Genomic DNA, 1,416 nt, shown 5'->3' on the forward strand with positions numbered 1-1,416 from the left:
GAATACATTGGCAGATTGGCTTGGGTCTTTTTCTAAAAACTCAAGTTTAGCTGCTTTATGCAAAACTATTACTTCTGACAATGGTCAAGAGTTTGTGAAAATATCTGAGCTTGAGCATAACGGATTGGATATATTCTTTGCCCATCCATATTCAGCTTGGGAACGTGGTTCCAATGAAAGACATAATGGGTTGCTCCGTCGTTTTATACCTAAAGGTGTTCCTGTTAAAACCGTTACTGAAGGTACCTTAAAACGTGCCCTTTATTGGTGTAACAATTTACCTCGTAAATTACTGGGGTATAAAACTCCTCAAGAAGTATTTTTAGAAGAAGTTAGGCAGTTAGTGGATTTACAAACTGTTCAATTTGATATTGCAATTTAAGGAATTATTAAATTTAAAAGGATTTAACGTAATAAGGACAGCTGACAAGGTAATTACTATTTGTCTACCGGTCAAACCGCATATATGCCCACAGTGTAAGAATGAAACAAGGAAGATATATGATTATAGGTTACAAAAAGTTAAACATTTGCCCGTAGCACATACAAGCTACACTATTTTAGTAAAAAAACGTCGTTACAGGTGTCCTTACTGTAATAAGCGATTTTATGAGAAAAATAGCTTATTATCTAAATATAAGTCTATATCCACAGATTTAAGAAAAAGTGTTTAGTATTATGCCAGTAAATTATTTAATACAAAGCAAATTGCAGACATTTGTAATCTCTCATATTCTACCGTGGTGAGAATAATTGACTCCATAGTTGTTCCCAAACCAACTGTTTTCCCGGATGTTATTTCCATAGATGAATTTAAGGGAAATACGGGTGTTTATAAATTCCAATGTGTGCTCACTGACCCCATAAAGAAAAAAATTATTGAAGTGCTACCTAATAAAAATAGTGAAGATATATACGGACATTGGCTTTGGCTTAAGTTGGTTTGGCTAATAACAACATAAAAAATAGACTTAAGGTAAAATACGTAATAATGGATATGAGTAACCAATTCCGTAGCATAATGACTAATTGTTTTCCTAATGCTAAGATAATAGCAGATAAGTTTCATGTGCTGAGACTGGCAAACTGGGCAATGGAACATATTCGTAAGCAAGAGCAAAGACGTTTTACAGATACAAGACGTCGATACTTCAAGAAAAGCAGGTTTATTTTGCTGAAAAGGAGGCATAAACTTAAGAGAAACGAGAAGATACAATTATCCCAAATGCTCAGCGTATCTGCTTTACTAAAAAAAGCCTATATATTAAAAGAATTGTTTTATATGGTTATGGACAGTAAAAATGAAAAACAGTTTTATAAGAGAATATATAAATGGCTTTTTTTAGTAGAAAAATATGGTATAGATAGATTCCTTGCCATGGCAAAAACTGTCAGACAGTGGCTCCATCCAATAAA

3 protein-coding genes are annotated in these 1,416 nt (G+C 33.2%); all 3 read left to right on the top strand.

Annotated elements, in window-relative coordinates:
• Nucleotides 1–382, top strand: a 382-nt coding sequence (locus EDC37_RS12200) for an IS30 family transposase (protein WP_132551744.1), incomplete at its 5' end; no start/stop codon positions are given.
• Nucleotides 372–674, top strand: a complete 303-nt coding sequence (locus tag EDC37_RS12730; protein WP_165874526.1) for a transposase family protein — start codon at nucleotides 372–374, stop codon at nucleotides 672–674. The genes EDC37_RS12200 and EDC37_RS12730, both read left to right, overlap by 11 nt.
• A 323-nt stretch (nucleotides 675–997) precedes the next feature.
• Nucleotides 998–1,416, top strand: a 419-nt coding sequence (locus EDC37_RS12210) for a transposase (protein ID WP_243642198.1), incomplete at its 3' end; no start/stop codon positions are given.

The sequence above is a fragment of the Pectinatus cerevisiiphilus genome (genome assembly GCF_004341685.1).
In the GTDB taxonomy this organism is placed as follows: domain Bacteria; phylum Bacillota; class Negativicutes; order Selenomonadales; family Selenomonadaceae; genus Pectinatus; species Pectinatus cerevisiiphilus.